We start from the raw sequence: 1,046 nt of genomic DNA, 5'->3' as shown, positions 1-1,046 counted from the left end.
GTGAATGCTCGTTGTCAGGCTTCGGCGCGTGTTCTGCTTCTTCTGCATGGCCACAAGCGTGTCGCTGTCCGGGCTTTCGATGCCGACGAACACGACGAAGAAGCCCGCCTTGCGCATGAGCGTAAGCAGCGCATCGTCGTCGGCAAGGTTGACCGAGGCTTCGGTCGAGAAGACGAAGGGGTAATCGTGTTCCTTCTGCCAGGCGATGAGCTCGGGCAGGAACTTCTTCACGGCCTTCTTGTTGCCGATGAAATTGTCATCGACGAAATCGATGTGTCCGCGATATCCGCCGCGCCAGATCGCCTCCAGCTCGGCCAGCATCTGTGCGACCGTCTTCACGCGCGGCCTGCGGCCGTAGAGCTCGATGATGTCGCAGAACTCGCAATTGAACGGACAGCCGCGCGAGAACTGGATGGCGAGGTAGAGATAATCGCTGCGCTGCAGGAGATCGTAGCGGGGGACGGGAGTTGTGGTGATGTCGACACTGAATTTCTCTGCCGTGAACGCGCCGCGCCGTCGGCCGGCCTCCCAGGCGGCGATGAAGTCGTGGATGACAGTCTCGGCTTCACCGATCACGACGAAATCGGCATGGGCATAGAAATTCGGTTCCGAGGTGACGTCTGGCCCGCCGACGACCACGACCTTACCCCGGCCTTGCGCCAGGGCGATCACGCTCAGGCAATCGGGACGTTGGACATTCATGCCCCCTGTCATGACCATGTCAGCCCAGGCGAGGTCGGCCTCGGTGACGTCGGCGACGTTCCTGTCGACCAGCCGGCACGTCCACGCGTCCGGCAGCAGGGCCGCGACCGTCAAGAGGCCGAGAGGGATGGCGGTATGGCGCGCGCCGCCAACTTTACAGAGGGCCTTGTTGTTCCAGAACGTGGCCACCGGGTATTGCGGCGACACCAGGAGGACATTGCAGGGACTCATCGGCATTGGCTCCTGTCAAAGGGCAATGACGGCCTGGGTCGCCACCGGCTTAACGGCGCACGACACTAGCATGCTTCACGGTATTGGGGGATGCGTACGGAACCGCGATGCGG

At 62.2% G+C, this 1,046-nt stretch carries 1 protein-coding gene; it reads right to left on the bottom strand.

The genetic code is table 11. The features are described 5' to 3' along the window. Window positions 1-933 (bottom strand): B12-binding domain-containing radical SAM protein (locus RSO01_RS46835; protein WP_373868010.1); only part of this gene is annotated, 933 nt, incomplete at its 3' end. Window positions 934-1,046: the final 113 nt, after the last annotated feature.

This window comes from Reyranella soli, from assembly GCF_007992495.1.
Lineage (GTDB): Bacteria > Pseudomonadota > Alphaproteobacteria > Reyranellales > Reyranellaceae > Reyranella > Reyranella soli.
Note: the sequence above shows the minus strand (reverse complement) of the source record. Positions and strands in the feature narration are given on the sequence as shown.